The sequence below is a fragment of the Streptomyces sp. NPDC096013 genome (assembly GCF_044763565.1).
Classification (GTDB): Bacteria; Actinomycetota; Actinomycetes; order Streptomycetales; family Streptomycetaceae; genus Streptomyces.
Genome location: NZ_JBIWGK010000008.1, coordinates 106,930 through 122,900, shown reverse-complemented (window position 1 = coordinate 122,900; position 15,971 = coordinate 106,930). Strand labels below are relative to the sequence as shown.

Genomic DNA, 15,971 nt, shown 5'->3' with positions numbered 1-15,971 from the left:
CCGCTGGGTCCACGCCCGAGGCGAGCCAGAAAGAGATCCCGCCATGCCGGAAGGTCGTACGGCCGCTTCGCCAGGTTCAGCGCATGTTCATCCACCGTGAGCACCGCCTCTCGCGCACGCCCCCAAGTGATGGTGTGAGCCGAGCAATCGATGTAGTTCATCGCGTCTTGTCCCCCTCCGCACGGTCCCCCCTGTCCTCTGCCGCGTGGATGCCCGGCTCCCGTCGCCCCTCCTGGTTGTCGCCGAAGGTGCTGCGCACCGAGGTGCTGGCCGGTCTGGTGGTCGGCCTCGCGCTGATCCCGGAGGCGATCCCGTTCTCGGTCATCGCCAGGGCATCGCGAACAGCGTCACCGGCTTCTTCGGCGGGATGGGCGGCTGCGCCATGATCGGCCAGACCGTGATCGACGTACAGGTCTCAGGGGCCCGCACGCGGTCGTCCACCCTGTCACCGGCGAACTGTTCTTCGCCGCCTCCAACGACCTCGTCGGCCGGTTCGACTACGCCACCGACGCCGACAAGGTCGTCATCGGCCTCTCCGCCGCCCACATCTGGGACGCCTCCTCAGTGGCCGCGCTCGACGCTGTCGAGGCGGAGTACGCCCAGCGCGGCAGGACCGTCGAGATCATCGGTCTGAACGAGCCCAGCGCCCGCATCCACCAGACCCTCAGCGGGCAGCTCCGCTGAGAAATCCGACGACCGCCTCGTTCACGGCGTCGGGCCGTTCCAGGTAGCCGTAGTGGCCGCAGCCGGGTATCTCGGTGTACGCGGCCGCCGGGATGGCCGCGGCGAGTTCGCGTGAGAGGTGTGGGCGGACGACCAGGTCGTCCTGGAAGGCGATGACGAGGCAGGGGCGGGTGATGCGGCGGTAGTGCGTAAGCCGGTTCGGGACGACTTCCAGGCCGAGTTGCGCGCGGATCGTCGACGGGTCGGGGCCGGAGAGCTCCAGGATGCCGAGCCAGTCCCGGAGTCGGTCCTCGTCGTTGAGGGTCCGTGGTGAGAGGTTCTGCAGGGCCTGCCGGTACGCGGACACGGCGGGAGGGATCTTGACACCGCTGTCGGCCAGCTCGATGTCGGCGGCCGACATGGCGGTGATCAGCGCGTCCGCGCGTCCGCAGCTGGCCATCAGCACGGCCCGCGTGACGAGTTCGGGCCGGGCCAGGAGGAGTTCCTGCGTGATGAGACCGCCCAGCGAGTGGCCCACGACCTGGCAGGGCCCCGCACCCAGGTGCTCGATCAGACCGGCGACGTCCGCGGCCATGTCGTCGAGGGTGAATCCGGCGGGGGAAGGACCGGTAGGCGGGATACCTCGGTTGTCGAGTGTGATCACCCGGTGGCCGGCCGCCTTGAGGGCGGGAACCTGGTGGGCCCGCCAGACCCGTCCCGGGCTGCCGGTGCCGGCGATCAGCACGACGGGCTCTCCCGGGCCGCCGTGGTCGTCGTAGCTGAGAGCTGTTCCGTTGACGCGTGCGAACGGCATCGTCCTGTCCTTCCGCCGCCCGCTGTGAGGCGGCCCCTGGCGGACGGAACGGTCCGCCGCGCTGCTCGGAAGCCCAACCGCCCGGGTCCGCCGACGAGTTCACCCCCGTCGGCGGACCCGGATCACCTCACCGGCCGGACCACACGGGATCACGTTTCTCCGCGAAGGCCCGGGGTCCCTCCACGGCGTCCCGGCTGTGCATACGCCGTTCCTCCCACGCGTACCTCGTGGCGAACGCCTCCGGGAGCGGCTGGTCCAGCGAGCACATCACGGCCTCCTTGATGGCCCGCACCGACAAGGGCGCGCTGCGGATCAGGTCGGCCGTCCAGGCGTCGACCCGGCGGTCCAGGTCTCCGTCCTTGGCGACCTCGTTGACCAGTCCGAAGTGCAGCGCCGTCGCCGCGTCGATCGGGCGCCCGGTGAGCAGATGTCCCATGGCCGTCTTCAGGGGCAACTGACGGGCGAGCCGGAAGGCGCCGCCCGCGCCCGGGATCAGCCCGAGCCGCGCCTCCGGCAGGGCGAACACAGCGTCGTGCGAGGCGATGACGAGGTCGCAGGCGAGCGCCAGCTCGAAGCCGCCGCCGAGGGCGTAGCCGTTGACCCGTGCCACGACCGGTTTGGACAGGGTGAAACGCTCGGTGAGCCGGGGCCAGCCGGGCAGGCCCCTGCTGCCGAACGTCGTGCGAGGGGTCCCTTCGGCGTCCAGGCGGCTGCGTTCCTTCAGGTCCTGTCCGACGGAGAAGGCCCGGTCGCCCGCGCCGGTGAGGACCACGACGCGGATGTCGTCGTCGGCCTCCACGTCGTCCCAGACATCGGCGAGTTCCTCGTGCGTGCGCAGGTCCATCGCGTTCAGCACCTCGGGACGGTCGAGGGTGACGCGGACGACGTGGTCCTTCTTCTCGTACCGCACCCGAGCGCGGCCGTCGGAGGTCATGACGACCTCGCCGCGAACCGGCCGACTTTGTGGATCACGTCCTCGCCGTACAGCCGCAGCGCCTGCTGGAGGGCGAACTCCGCCATGTACGCGCGGAACGCCTCGACGGGCTCCTCGGCGAGGTTGAGCATCCGCCGGTTGGCGAGCACCGCCTCGCCGTCGAGGCGCTCCAGGCTCCGCTCGACGGCGGCGTCCAGCTCCCCCGGGTCCACGACCTCGTCCACCAGCAGCCGCGCCTGCGGCTCCGAGGCCCAGATCCTGCGCCCCTCCAGGATCACCTGGCGGGACAACCGGGGCCCGGCGTACCGGCTGAAGCGGAAGTTGGCCACCCCGGGGATGATCCCTTCCTTGGCGGCCGGGAGGCTCAAGTAGGCGTCGGACGCGGCGAGCACATGGTCGAACACCAGCAGCAGCTGGGCACCGCCGCCGATCGCGAAGCCGTCGACGGCGGCGACCCACGGCTTCTCGGCGTACGGCGCGTGCCACCGGTCCGGGTCCTCGACGAGCAGGCCCCGGACGAGTTTGTGGATGTAGCCGAGTTCACGGCGCAGCAGGAAGTCGACCAGGGAGATGTCACCCGAGCTCAGGTTCTTGAGGTTGATGCCCGCGCTGAACACCCGCCTGCCGCGGTAGCGGGGATGGCTCATCTCCCCTCCGCGCAGCAGGCCGACCCGGACGCCCGGGTCGAGCAGGGCCAGGTCCACGGCCGTCTCCATGTCGTCGACCTGCTGGTTGTCCTCGGCGTTGAGCCGGTCGTGCCGGCACATCGTCAACCGTGCGACTCCGTCGCGGCGTTCGAGTCGCACGGCGTCCATCTCGACGACACCGGTCCGCAGGAACTCCGGCAGCAGCCGTCGGGCCCGGGCCGTCGGCCGGAGCATGGCGTCGAGGAGGTGCGGGCCGGCCGAGGGGGACCGCAGGACGGCCCGCAGGAAGATGCCCTGGTCGATCTCGTGGCCTTCCTTGTCGGCCTGTGGGCGGCTCCGTTCCTGCGCGAGCCGGCCGGCGTCCGGCACCAGGCCGGGGAAGGCGGTCGCCGCGGCCGCGACCAGTTCGTCGATCCGCAGGCCGCGGGTACGCCCCTCGGTGACCCGGTCGTACACGGCGTCGCCGTACCCGTCCAGGAACCGGGCGCGCAGGGCGCGGGCCCGGTTCTTCACCGCCTCGGCGAGGTCCCGCTGTTCTGGTGTGCGGCGCGTCGGATACGGCAGCGACGCCAGCGTCTTGTCCACGCGCTCGACGGCCTCGGTCAGCGCCGACCACTCCGCTCGCGCGGTCTCCTGCTCCAGCAGGGCGGTCGTCATGCCACCGCCCCGCCTTCCGCACCGGCGAGTCCATGGCTGGGCCGCGTCATCACGCGGCCTCCTCGACACCGCGCCGCAGAGCCCGGTCGCAGGCCGCCAGGTGCGGGCCGAGGGCGTCCTCGAAGCTGACCGTCATCGCGTCGAGGAGCAGCTGGCGCCGTAGGGCGAGTTCCTTGCCGGAGAGGCCCTCGCAGCGCTGGACGGCGGCGGCCGCCGCGGTGTCCGGTGCTTCGGTCAGCTCGTCGGCTATGCCCCACCTCAGCGCCTCGGGCGCCGGGATCGGGTCCCCGAACAGGACGGCACGGCGGGCGCGCGCGGCGCCGGCCAGGCGGGCGAGCCGGAACGCGGCCATGCCGGGCCAGGTGGCCTCCCCGTCGAAGGACAGCAGGAGACGGCTGTCGCGCGTCGCGATCCGGATGTCGGCGGTGAGGAAGGCATCGAGGGCGGCTCCGCCGCAGTCGCCGGCCGCGATCGCGACGGTCGCCCCGGGCAGCCGTTCGAACCTCCGCAGCCCCCGTTCCCACTTGGTGACGAGCGCGACGTCCAGCCCCTCGGCCCAGCCCGGTGCGGGTGCGCCGGTGACCCGCAGGAACGCGGCCCCGCCCCGGTCCTCCACCTCGTCGCACAGGGCGGTGAGGTCCTTGACGGTTCTGATCGACAGCGGCCTGGATCCGTCAACGGCCAGTGTCGGCACGGCACTTACGTCACTCACTGCGCTCTCTCCTGTCGTCACCACTGGACCAGCGCCGTCTCGAGCGTGGACCCCGGGCCCATGGTCATGAGCACGCCGTAGTCGCCGGGTCGTGTCACCTGCTCGTCGAGGAGGCGTTCGTACGAGAAAAGGAACGATCCGCTCGACACGTTGCCGTAGTCCCGCAGGACGCCGACGGTGTGGCGCAGGTCGTGGCGGGTCAGGCCGAGGTTCACGACGACCGCGTCGATCACCTTCTTGCCGCCGGAGTGCACGAGCCAGTGGCGGATGTCGCTCCTGCGCAGGCCTGTGTCCTGGAGCAGACGGTCGACCACGATCTCGGCGTGCGCACCGACGACGTAGGGGATCTGCGGGTCGAGGTAGAAGCTGAAGCGGTCCAGGTCGCGGTCCCAGTCGTAGCGCATCGCGCCGATCGCCTCGGGGATGATGCAGCTGGCGAACTTCAGGAGGGTCGGTCCCTCGGCCGTGCCGGACGCCTCGTCGCCGGGGCCGGACCTCAGGGCGATCGCTCCGGCGCCGTCTCCGAAGAGGCTGTTGACGACCGCGGTCCGCATCGAGGAGTCCATCGCGTACGCCGCTGAGCAGGCCTCCGTGCAGAGGACGACGGCGAGTTCGCCCGGGTGGGCGGCGGACCAGCCGGCCACGACGTTCAGCGCGTTGAGCCCCGCGTTGCAGCCCATGCCGACGATGTCGCTGCGACTGCAGTGCCGGTCGATGCCCAGTTCGCGGATCATCAGGGCGCTCAGGCCGGGGGTGAGGAAGCCGGTGGAGGACACGCAGCACAGGTGGCGCAGATCGGAGAGTTCGGCGCCGGCCCGCTTCAGACAGGCGCGCAGTGCCTCGGCGCCCATCTCCGTCGCCATGGCCTTGTGCTTGTCGAGGAGGTCGCCCTGCGGCTCGGGGGCGCGGACACCGTCGGCGTCCGGTTCCGGCAGGGTCAGGTGGCGCCGGTCGATGGCGCTGTTGGCGAAGACCGACTGGATCTTCGGGTCGGTGATGCGGAAGGCGTCGAGCACCTCCTGCTGGGAGTAGGCGGCGGCCGACGTGGCGGTCCCCACCCCGACGATCCGCGGCCGGTACGGCGTCTTCAGGGCGCCGTCACCGGTCAGGACGACGGGCCGCGGGAAATCGTCCGCCAGGACGTCGGTCTCCAGTCCTTCCGGCAGGTCCAGATTGATGGTCATCGAAAAGTCCACCCCCACATGCGCGGCTTCGACCGCGGTATCCGTGCATTGCTGTTCCCGATCACGTGCTTCGCCTTTCCCGGAGAATTCACGACGCCGAGGACTGCGCCTCGATGAACCGCGCGAGCCGAGCGGTGCCCTCTTCGATTTCGGCCGTTGTCAGATAGCTGGTGGAGAGACGGAGGGCCTGATGGCCGCCGCCCTGCGGATAGAAGTAGTTCATCGGGGTCCAGATGACGCCGAATTCCTGGGCGGACCGGGTCAACGCCGCGTTGTCCGCCCGGAAGGGGACCTGGACCGTGAGGAAGAAACCTCCGGTCGGTTCGTTCCAGCGCACGCCCAGAGCGGCACGCCGGGCCGCCGGGAGACGGGCGTCGAGATTGCGCAGCGTGGTCCGCATGGCGTTGCCGTAATAGGCCGCCGGTTCCGCGTTCATCTCGGAGATCCGGCCCTCGCCAGCCAGCAGGGCTCCCGCCACCGCGGCCTGGCTCAGGGACGAGGTGTTGACCGTCACCATGCTCTTGATCTTGGCGAGTTCGTCGGCCAGGAGGCCGGTCGGGCCCGACGCGTCGACCACCTGCTGGTCGGCGACCGCGAAGCCGACCCGGGCGCCGGGGAAGACCGTCTTGGCGAACGAGCCCAGGTGGACGACGCTCCGCGAACGGTCCATGGACTTGAGCGTGGGCAGCGGCATCCCGGGGCTCACCCTGCGGTAGGGGCTGTCCTCGATGAGGAGGATGCCGTGGCGCTCCGCCGTCTCCAGCAGCGCGGCGCGCGTCGGCGCGTCCATCGTGGTGCCCGACGGGTTGGAGTGGTCGGGAATCACGTAGAGGGCCCGCGGCCGCCGTCCCCGGGCGCGCTCCCGCACGATCGCGGCCTCCAGATCGGCGCAGGAGAACCCGTCCTCCCGCTCCTCCACGGCCGTCACCGGCACGCCCAGCAGGCGGGCCGCGCCGGTGATGCCGACGTAGCAGGGGCTCGCCGCGAGGAGCACGTCGTCGGGGCCGGCGGTGAGGGCCCGCACCACCAGGAGCATGGCCTCCTGCGCGCCGACCGTGATGACGATCGACTCCGCCGGAACGTCGATGCCCTCGTCCGCGCGCAGCGAGTCGGCGACGATCTCACGGATCTGGCCGGCGGTGGGCCCGTACTGGTACATCGCGGTGCGGATGTCCTGCTCGCTGTGCCCCTGCGCGGCCAGATGGTCCAGGTAGCGGCGCAGGTACGTGAAGATCTGCTCGGTGTCGAAGAACCCGTCGTAGGGCCGCCCGGGCGCGAAGGACACGGCGTCCGGGTAGCGGTGGGTGACCTCGTTGAGGAAGGTCATGGTGTCCAGGACGGGGTCGGAGAGGCTGGGGTGGAGGTCGTCCTTGCGCAGGGTGCCCGCGGCACCGATCGGGGTGCCCGTCGGGCGTACGGGGGCCGGCAGACCGTGTCCGTTACGGAGGCTGTCGGCGCGGGTCTCGGCGATCGAGGCGGTTCCGGTGAACGTCATCGCCTCCTCCAGCTCGCGCACGAGAGCGCCCAGCACCTCGGTGACGCCTGCCTCCCCGTCGACGATCAGCCCCTCCAGCACCAGCCGTCCCACGAGGACCGCGTCGGCCCCCGCGGCCAGGGAGACCAGGATGTCGGCGCCCCGGCGGATGCCGCCGCCGAGCAGAACGGGCCGGTGCGTGCCCGCGACCGCGGCCAGGTCGGGCAGCGCGTCCAGCGCGTCGGTGACGATGCCGTCGGCCCCGGTATCGAACGCGCGGGAGGCGTCGGCGGCGGTGCGTACACCTGCGACGAGCAGCGGCAGCGTGGACGTGGCGCGCAGCCGCTCCACGTCGGCCCAGTCCGCGTGGGGAGCATCGGGGCGCGCGAGTCGGTCGCGTCCCTGGGACCCCAGAGAGAGTCCCGGGGACCCCAGAGAGAGAAGGAGTGCGGCGAACCCGGCACGCTCCGCGTCGGCCACCGACCGCTCGATGTCACCGGGCTCCCGGTGGCCGTAGGTGCGGAGCCACCGCGGCCCGTCGTCGGCCGGCACCGGGTACGCGAGGTCGTCCGGGGCGACCATGTCGACCACCACGGGGAGTCCCGCCGCGTCGGCCGCCCGCAGCACGGCGGGCTCGTCCGCCGGCCGGGCGAGTCCGGTGAGCGGGCCGACGGCGATCGGCGCGGCCCAGGGGCGGTCCAGGATCTTGGTGGTGGTGTCGGGTGGCCCGGGCCGGGTGGACCTGGTCGGCCGCAGACCGGTCAGGTCGAAGGCCGCCCTGTTCGCCTCGGACGCCCGGTCGGCGGCTTCCAGGGATTCCGCGAGAAGGTGATCGAATCCTTTCCGGGCCAGTCGCGCATAGTCGTCGAGGCTCCGTCCGGCCATGGAATTCCTCCCGGCGAAATCGGTTATTGGAAGGCTGATTCGGCATTCAGGATCACACGGTCGTAATCCTCACCACAACACTGTCCAACGGTCCGAAACCGCCACTTGGACGGGGAGTTGACTTGGACGGGGAACCGACCGACGGATGCGAGGCCGTTTCTTTTCACCGTCCGTGCGGAGGGCAAGCGACCTCGGAAAAACGCACGAGTGACATCGGAAGATCCGCTCTGCCGCGCACCTTCAATTTCCGATATATTTTCGTGAGATGCTGTTCCACCGTACTGACCGTTATGGAGAGCAAGTCGGCGATCTCGCGGTTCGTGCGGCCGGACGCAGCGAGGGCTCCGACCCGGCGTTCCGCCTCGGTGAGTTCGGCCAGCGCCGGAGGCACCGCGTCCGTGTCGGCGGCGCCCGCCGGGACCGCGCCCCGTACCGGCGGGGACGGAGCGTCCCACAGCGCGCCCAGCGGGTGCTCGCGCCCGAGCTCTGTGGTCTGCTCCTCCGCCCGCCGCGCGGCTTCCTCCTCGGCCCGGGCGCGCTTCGACTCCAGCCCGTCGCCGCAGGTTTCGAGGATCTGTACCGCCTCCTGGAGCAGCCGCAGCCGGTTCCGGGACGGGCCAACCGCCGCGAGGTGGCGCAGCGCGATGCCTCGGGCGCGGGTGGGCCGCTCACCGAGCCGGGCGAGATGTTCCTCGACCCGCTCCCGGGCCCGCCGGTGATCGCCCATGGCGATGAGGGCGGCGACCGCGTCGTTGCGCCAGTCCACGAGTTCCGGTGCGTCGAGCCGCCACTTCGTCATCAGCTCGCCGCACGACTCGAAGTCCCGCAGGGCGGCGCGCGGCCGGCCCAGCGCGAGGTGGAAGCGGCCGAGGGCCTGGAGGTAGGGCAGCGCGAAGGGGGTGCCGAACATGACCATGGGCACGGGCAGGTCGAGGTAGGTCCTGGCCGTGTCGACATCGCCGCTCTCGGTCGCCGCGCGGATCGCCAGGGCCAGCGGCAGACCGATCGCGATGCCCCAGGCCTCCGGGCCGACCAGGCTCAGCGCGGTACCGGCGGCCTCGCCCGCGTGGGCGGCGTCGCCCCGGCTCAGGGCCGCGGCCGCTCGGATCGTCTCCAGGAACGCCCGCCGCATGGGGGCGCGCCGGTTGCGGGGCTCGTCCAGCAGCCGCTCCGACCAGAGCAGCGCCTCGTCCAGCCGCTGGGCCCCGATCAGGAAGATCAGCGCCACCAGCGTGTCCGCGAACGGCCCGGCCCGGCCGGTGCCGCGCAGCAGTTCGTCGGGGGCCGGGTCCTTGCCGAGTTCGACGAGGTCGGCCGAGAGCCTGACGAAGGTGCGTGGTGACATCGTGGTGCCGCGCCGCAGGCCGGGGCAGCAGAAGGACAGCCACACCCGGACGAGGGTGTGGTCCGAGCGGATGACGGCCCGCGAGTAGCCCGCTCCGTCCCAGGCGTTCCCCTCGCCGGCGCCCTCCCGTGCCTCGATGATCCGCAGCAGGTCCTCGGCCTGGGCGAACTCGCCGCGCCACACCTTCTGCTTCACCACGACCAGGGCGTCGGACCCGGTGAGCAACCCGGCGCGCACCATGCGGCTGAGCTGCGGGAGGTAGCGGGACGCCTTCGCGGGGTCGATGAGCCACTGCGCCTCCGCGAGGGCAGCGATCACCTCCGCCTCCTGGTTGGCGTCCGTGCAGAGTCCGGAGGCGTGCCGCAGATAGTCGACGCCGGCATCCATGTCTCCCAACGCCAGGGCCTCGCGCGCGGCCTCCCGGAGGATGTCGGGGTGCCAGCCGGCCTGCGCCGAGTCGTGGCCGGCCAGCAGTTGTTCGGCCACCACCCCGGCGGGCGCACCGCTCTCGCGGAGCAGTTCGGCGGCCCGGGCGCGCAGGGCCGGGAGGTCCTTGCCGGGAATGTCCGCGAGGACGGTCAGCCGGGCGCGCTCGTGGCCGAACCACGAGCCGGAGAACAGCCCGGCCGCGCGCAGGTCGGTGACGCTCCGGCGTACGGAGGTCGCGTCCGCCCCGAGGAGGTCGCCGATGAGGGCGGGTGTCACGGATCTGCCGAGGACGGCGGCGGCGCGCGCGACGGCGAGCAGGGTCGGCTCGCAGCGGTGGAGGCAGCGCAGAAAGGCGTTCCCGAACGACTCGCACGGCGCCGGGGCACCCCGCCCCGCGGTCTGCGCCGTCCCCTGTCCGGCGAAGTCCTCGATCAGGGCGTCCAGCAGCAGCGGGTTCCCCCCGCTGGTCCGCGCCCACAGCTCGACGGTCTCGGGCTCCACCGAACGCGTCGCCGGATGATCCGTCAGGTATCGGGCGACCCCCTCGGCCGAGAGCGGACCGAGCCGGATCCGATGGCAGTGGGGCAGGTGGAGCGTCTCCGCGTGGAGCGTGGCGAGTGCCTGTTCATGGCTGGAACTCTCGGTCAGGACGACCAGGACGGCCAGCGAGTCGATGCGCCGTACGAGATACCTCAGGCACTGCAGCGATGCCTCGTCGGCGAAGTGCACGTCGTCGACATGGAGGACGAGCGGCTGTTTCCCGGCGAGTTCGGCGACGGCCCGGTAGACGCGCCGCATCAGCGCGCGCGGCACCCGTCCGCTCGCCTCCGCCGCTGTCGCGACCTCGGCGAGGTCCGCCGCACCCATCGCGGTGACCAGCTGGTCGATGAGTCCGAGTCTGTCGAGGCTCTCACTCGCGGAACCGGACACCGACAGGACGGCGCCCCCCTGCTCCGTCACCTGCCCGACGAATGTCTGGATCAACGCGGTCTTGCCGCACCCCACAGGTCCATTGGCAATGACCAAGGAACCCTTTCCGGCCACACAACCACTGTAGAGACGTCGTAACAGACCGAGTTCTCCGTCCCTTTCACTGAGCTTCACAGGCACCCCCGTACCTTCGCCGATCAGTCAGCGCAACTCAGGATAGCGTCTCATTCACGCCGACACGGGCTGACTTTCGGTCACTCGGCCAGGGAATTGGGGGTTATTTTCAGACATTGAACGCTCGGGAATTCATGGAAAATTAAAAAAGAAATGCGCAACCCCTCCCGGTGAGGAACGGAATGATTCATGCCACTTTCTACGGCCCCGCACATGGCCGGGGGCCGTCGCGAAAGCGGCACCTTTCGCGACGGCCCCCTCTGTCCGGGCGCGGGCTCAGCCGATCTGCGCGACGTCCTCCCCGACCCGCTCGGCGAACTCCGACCACAGGTCGGCGAACTGCCGGGCGAGGTCGGCCACGATGTCGCTGCAGTGCGGCGGCACGTTGCTGATGATCGCCTCCCACTCCTCCTTGCGCAGGGTGTGCAGGGCGAGCAGGCGCAGCAGATTGCGGCCGGTCTCGCTGAAGCGCAGTGCCGGGTCGGCCATGAGCCGCTTGATCAGCACGGCGTGGTCCGAGGCCGGCGCCACGACCTGCCGGGGCCGCTGCCCCGGCCGGGCCAGTCTCAGCGCCCCGAACTCCCCTTCCACGGCCTGCTCCTCGTCCGGTGCGGTCTCCCGTCTGCGGTGCCGGGGCAGCGGGCCCTCGCCGTTGCCCAGCCGGTTGCGGACGTCCCGGGCGGTCTCCGGGGAGATGCCCGCCGCCCGGGCTACCTGCCGCAGCGAGAGGTCCGGGTTCTCGGCGAGCAGCTCACCGGCGAGGATGCGGCCGTTGCTGCCGTCGACCGGCCGCATCCTGCCGTCCCTGCCGAGCCGGCGCCCCTCCGGACCCGGCGCCCGGACGACCCGCTTGCGGATGTCGCCGACGGTCCCCGGGGCGATGCCGGTGACCGAGGCCACCCTGCGGTCCGACCACTGGGGATGGGCGACGATGATGCGCTCGGCGGCACGCTTGCGGTCGGCGAGCGCCAGCGGCAGGCCGTGCGTGACGTTGAGCCGCACCGACAGGACGAAGGCCGCCGTTTCGTCCCCGTCGAAGAACCGGGCCGCGATCCTGCTCTCGCCGCGCAGCCGGACGGCTTTCAACCGGTGGTAGCCGTCGATGACCCGCATCGTCGGCCGGTGCACCGTGATCGGTGGCAGCGGGTTCCGCGCCGCCACGAGTACTTGTATGTGCTCCAGACTCTCTCCGGCCAGCCGCGGTGATCCGGACAGGCTCAACGAGCCGATCTCGACCTCCACGACGGGCTGTTCCCCTATGGCCCCCTCGGACTCCACCCCAGCTCCTCACATACCCCCGCCGCTGCGAGAGCGTCGCCGTCCACGAAGAAGAATTTCTCGTGCAAGCACGCTTTCTGCAGAAAATCCGCCGTCTGCCGCCGCAAGGAATGCGGGAGGTGGCGATTTCGACCCCCTCGACTCGCCCTGCCACCCCTGGACAGAGCATCCGTGCGCGGCATTCACATGCTTCGGATGTGACCGAAATTAACAGCCTGACATCCAGGCCGAAACCCCTGTGGACATTGGGGAGTACGGCCCCCTAGGCCCTAGGGGGAGCCTGAATGCGGGATTCCGCACAGTACGGCGGTCAGCCGGCCGAGGCCGTGACGTCACTCCGCACCCGGGTCGCGAAGTCGGCCCACATGTCGGCCAGTTGGACGGCGAGGTCGGCGACGACACCGCTGCAGTGCGGCGGGACGTTGCCGATGATCGCCTCCCACTCCTCCTCGCGGACCGCGTGGATCGCGAGGAGCCGCAGCAGACTGCGGCCGGTCTCGGAGAAACGCAGCGCCGGATCGGCGATCAGCCGCTTGACCAGGACGACACGGTCGGGCCCCGCGTCCGCGCGGACCTGCGCGACGGAGTGGACCGGCCGCCCGGCGGCGGGCCGACTGCGCGCCACCGGGACCGGCGCGGATCCGGGCCGGGTGTCCGTGCCGGTTCCGGTCTCGGGCGCGGGTGTGTGGCGTGGTTCGGCGTCGCTGTCGCGGCGGCGCGAGCGGGGCAGCAGGTCCTCCCCGTTCCGCAGCCGGTTGCGCACGTCGCGCACGGTCTCCGGGGAGATGCCGGCCGCGCGGGCGACCTGACGCAGCGACAGACCGGGTTCCTCGGTGAGCAGTTCACCGGCGCGGAGGCGGCCGGCGGTGCCGTCGAGCGGGCGCATCCGGCCGTCCTGGCCGAGCCGGCGCGCCTGCGGGTCGGCGGCGGAGCCCAGCCTGCGGCGGATCTCGCCGACGGTTCCGGGGGCGATGCCGGCGACCGTGGCCACTCTGCGGTCGGACCAGTGGGGGTGGGAGGCGATGATCCGTTCCGCGGCGCTCTGCCGGTCGGACAGGGCGAGCGGCAGCCCGTGGGTGACGTTCAGCTGTACCGCGAGGACGAAGGCGTCCGACTCGTCGCCGTCGAAGAAGCGGGCGACGATGGTGGTGTCCCCGCGCAGCCGGGCCGCGTGCAGCCGGTGGAAGCCGTCGATGACCCGCATCGTGGGACGGTGGACGATGATCGGCGGCAGTGGGGTCGGCACCGCTGCCAGCAGCTCGATGTGTTCTTGCCGTTCGCCGGCCAGCCGTGGTGATCCGGTCAGCCGTAAAGCGTCGATTTCCACTTCAACTATGGATTGTTGATCGATGACTCCCCCGGTTTCCACCCCTGCTCCTCACCGGTCCTCGCCGCCATCACGACGAGCGGCCGTTCTCGTTCTCGAAGAGGAATTCCCTTCCGTACCGTCCGCCGCGGGATCACTGCCGTGCGGTGCGGGCCACACCGACATGTTCCTTATTTAGGCGCCTAGCGCCATAAAAACCAACCGCATCGGACAAGATAGAACGTAACAGCCCCTCAATGCGTTCGAAACCCCTGTCGGCGGTGGGACGACGGCTGGGCATAGGGGGTTGACGACATGTCAAAAGCGGTGCCCGCGGCCGCCTTGGAGGCGTCGCGGGCACCGCTCGGTGGAGGGAGTCAGCGGGTTCGGGGGCCTCCCGGACCGCCCGGGCCCTCGGGGCCACCGGGACCGAACACGACCGGCTGGGGACCGGGCCCGCCCATCCCCGGTCCGCCGACCATCCCGGGACCGCCGACCACCCGCGGGCCGCCGGGACCGCCAGGGCCTCCAGGACCGCCGGGGCCGAAGACGACCGGTCCGCCGCCGGGGCCCACCGGTTCCGGGACCCGCTGCTCCGGCAGGCCCTCGACATCGCTCTCGTCCTCGAGCGCGGGCCGGGCGAACTGCGTGCGGTAGAGCTCGGCGTAGAGCCCGCCGAGGGCGAGCAGTTCGTCATGGGTGCCGCGCTCCACGATCCGCCCCTCGTCCAGGACGATGATCTGGTCGGCGTCCCGGACGGTGGACAGGCGGTGCGCGATGACCAGCGAGGTCCGGCCCGCGAGCGCGGTCTTGAGCGCCTGCTGGAGGGCGGCCTCGGACTCGGAGTCGAGATGCGCGGTCGCCTCGTCGAGCACGACCACCGGCGGGGCCTTGAGCAGCAGCCGGGCCATGGCGACGCGCTGCTTCTCGCCCCCGGAGAGCCGGTAGCCGCGGTCGCCGACCATGGTGTCCAGACCGTCGGGCAGCGAGGCGACGAGCCGCCAGATCTGCGCGGCCCGGCAGGCCGCGACCAGTTCCTCCTCGGTGGCGTCCGGGCGGGCGTAGAGCAGGTTCTCCCGGATGGTGGTGTGCAGCAGGTGCCCGTCCTGGGTGACCATCCCGACCGTGTCGCCGAGCGACTCCAGCGTCAGGTCGCGGACGTCGCGGCCGTCGATGAGGACCGTCCCCTCCTCCGGGTCGTACAGCCGCGGGACCAGGTGGGTGATGGTGGTCTTGCCCGCCCCGGACGGGCCGACCAGTGCGGTGAGTTTGCCGGCCGGGACGGTGAAGCTGAGGTCGCGCAGCGCCCAACTGTCGCCGTCGCGCTCGGCCACCGGCGTGGCGAAGTCCTCCAGGGAGGCCAACGAGACATCGGCGGGTTTCGGGTGGCGGAACGACACCCCGCGGAACTCGACGCCGGGGGCCGTGTCGCGGGTCGCGGCGGGCGGCAGCGCCACCGCGTCGGGCTTCTCCGTGACCAGCGGCTTCAGGTCGAGGATCTCGAAGAGCCGGTCGAAGCTGACGAGCGCCGTCATCGCGTCGGCCTGGGCGTTCGACAGCTGGCCCACCGGGGCCATCAGCCGGGTGAGCAGCGTGGTGAGGGCCACCAGGGTGCCGATCCGGAAGGCGCCGTGCACGGAGAGCACCCCGCCGACGCCGTAGACCACGGCGGTGGCGACCGAGCCGATGAACATGGTCGACAGGAAGAGCATCTTCATGGAGACCGAGTTGCGGACGCCGATGTCACGGCCGCGGGCGGCGAGCCGCGCGTAGCGGGCGGTCTCCCGGTCCGGGCGGCTGTAGAGCTTGGCGAGGAGCGCGCCGGCGACGTTGAACCGCTCGTGCATGAGCGAGCCCATCTCGGCGTTGACCTGCATGTGCCGGCGGGCCAGCCCTTGCAGGCGGCGGCCGATGAGGCGGCCGGGAAGGATGAAGAACGGGACCAGCACCAGGGAGATCAGGGTGATCTTCCAGGACAGGTAGAACATCGTGGCCAGCACGAAGACGACCGTCAGCCCGGACGACACCACGGTGGAGAGCATCTGGGTGACCGCCTGCTGGGCGCCGATCACGTCGGTGTTCAGCCGGCTCACCAGGGCGCCGGTCTGTGCCCGGGTGAAGAAGGCGAGCGACTGGCGCTGCACATGGTCGAAGACCTTCACCCGCAGGTCGTAGACCAGGCCCTCGCTGACCTGGGCGGAGAACCAGGTTTCTCCGAACCCCACCAGCGCGGCCAGTACGGAGACCGCGGCGACCGCGGCCGCGAGCCAGACCACGGTCCCGGTGTCCCGGGCCATGATGCCGTCGTCGATCAAGTATTTGAGGAGCAGGGGCGGGGCCACCGCGCAGAGGGCGTTCAGCGTGGTGCAGACCACGAGGAAGCCGATGGAGCGGCGGTGCCCGCGGGTGTACGGGATGATCCTTTTCGTCGTTCCGGGCTTCGCCCGCTGTCTGTCGTTCGAGGAATCCGGCCCGTCGGATCGGACCATGACCGGTCCGGGCCCGCCCATCATGGCCACAGGTACTCCCTGGGTCGCGT

The 15,971-nt window shown here is 71.3% G+C and carries 11 protein-coding genes and 1 pseudogene; 1 reads left to right on the top strand and 11 read right to left on the bottom strand.

The features are described 5' to 3' along the window. Positions 1-157 precede the first annotated feature (157 nt). Positions 158-325: a hypothetical protein gene (locus ACIRB1_RS26300; RefSeq protein ID WP_403467399.1), complete on the bottom strand. Its 168-nt coding sequence runs from the start codon at positions 323-325 to the stop codon at positions 158-160. A gap of 3 nt (positions 326-328) precedes the next feature. On the opposite strand from ACIRB1_RS26300, the pseudogene ACIRB1_RS26295 reads away from it, so the two are divergent. Beyond that, positions 329-684: pseudogene (locus ACIRB1_RS26295) on the top strand (STAS domain-containing protein); the annotation flags it as partial. Here the strand turns inward: ACIRB1_RS26295 and ACIRB1_RS26290 are convergent. The 10 genes from ACIRB1_RS26290 to ACIRB1_RS26245 all read right to left on the bottom strand — a co-directional run bounded on the left by ACIRB1_RS26290 (position 665) and on the right by ACIRB1_RS26245 (position 15,921). Then, on the bottom strand, positions 665-1,477 hold the full coding sequence (locus tag ACIRB1_RS26290; RefSeq protein ID WP_403467210.1) for an alpha/beta fold hydrolase: 813 nt from the start codon (positions 1,475-1,477) through the stop codon (positions 665-667). The pseudogene ACIRB1_RS26295 and the gene ACIRB1_RS26290 overlap by 20 nt on opposite strands. Before the next feature lie 127 nt (positions 1,478-1,604). Beyond that, entirely contained in the window at positions 1,605-2,411 is an 807-nt protein-coding gene (gene dpgD, locus ACIRB1_RS26285; protein WP_403467209.1) for an enoyl-CoA-hydratase DpgD, read from the bottom strand. Beyond that, the gene (dpgC, locus tag ACIRB1_RS26280) at positions 2,408-3,715 is read right to left on the bottom strand and encodes a (3,5-dihydroxyphenyl)acetyl-CoA 1,2-dioxygenase DpgC (protein WP_403467208.1); all 1,308 of its coding nucleotides are present in this window, start codon (positions 3,713-3,715) and stop codon (positions 2,408-2,410) included. Before dpgC ends, dpgD begins: the two co-directional genes overlap by 4 nt. A 49-nt stretch (positions 3,716-3,764) precedes the next feature. Further along, entirely contained in the window at positions 3,765-4,427 is a 663-nt protein-coding gene (gene dpgB, locus ACIRB1_RS26275) for an enoyl-CoA-hydratase DpgB (protein ID WP_403467207.1), read from the bottom strand. 17 nt (positions 4,428-4,444) lie between these two features. Then, positions 4,445-5,593: a 3,5-dihydroxyphenylacetyl-CoA synthase DpgA gene (gene dpgA, locus ACIRB1_RS26270; protein ID WP_403467391.1), complete on the bottom strand. Its 1,149-nt coding sequence runs from the start codon at positions 5,591-5,593 to the stop codon at positions 4,445-4,447. Positions 5,594-5,699: 106 nt separating this feature from the next. Further along, the gene (locus ACIRB1_RS26265) at positions 5,700-7,970 is read right to left on the bottom strand and encodes an aminotransferase class I/II-fold pyridoxal phosphate-dependent enzyme (protein WP_403467206.1); all 2,271 of its coding nucleotides are present in this window, start codon (positions 7,968-7,970) and stop codon (positions 5,700-5,702) included. Between the two features lie 163 nt (positions 7,971-8,133). Beyond that, positions 8,134-10,848, bottom strand: a complete 2,715-nt coding sequence (locus ACIRB1_RS26260) for an AAA family ATPase (RefSeq protein ID WP_403467205.1) — start codon at positions 10,846-10,848, stop codon at positions 8,134-8,136. A 276-nt stretch (positions 10,849-11,124) separates the two neighbouring features. Further along, entirely contained in the window at positions 11,125-12,126 is a 1,002-nt protein-coding gene (locus ACIRB1_RS26255) for a streptomycin biosynthesis protein (RefSeq protein ID WP_403467204.1), read from the bottom strand. A gap of 310 nt (positions 12,127-12,436) precedes the next feature. Further along, a complete protein-coding gene (locus ACIRB1_RS26250) occupies positions 12,437-13,453 on the bottom strand; it encodes a streptomycin biosynthesis protein (RefSeq protein ID WP_403467203.1) in 1,017 nt (338 codons plus the stop codon). Positions 13,454-13,809: 356 nt separating this feature from the next. Beyond that, complete coding sequence (locus ACIRB1_RS26245; RefSeq protein WP_403467202.1) at positions 13,810-15,921, bottom strand: ABC transporter ATP-binding protein; 2,112 nt, start codon at positions 15,919-15,921, stop codon at positions 13,810-13,812. Between the last annotated feature and the right edge of the window lie 50 nt (positions 15,922-15,971).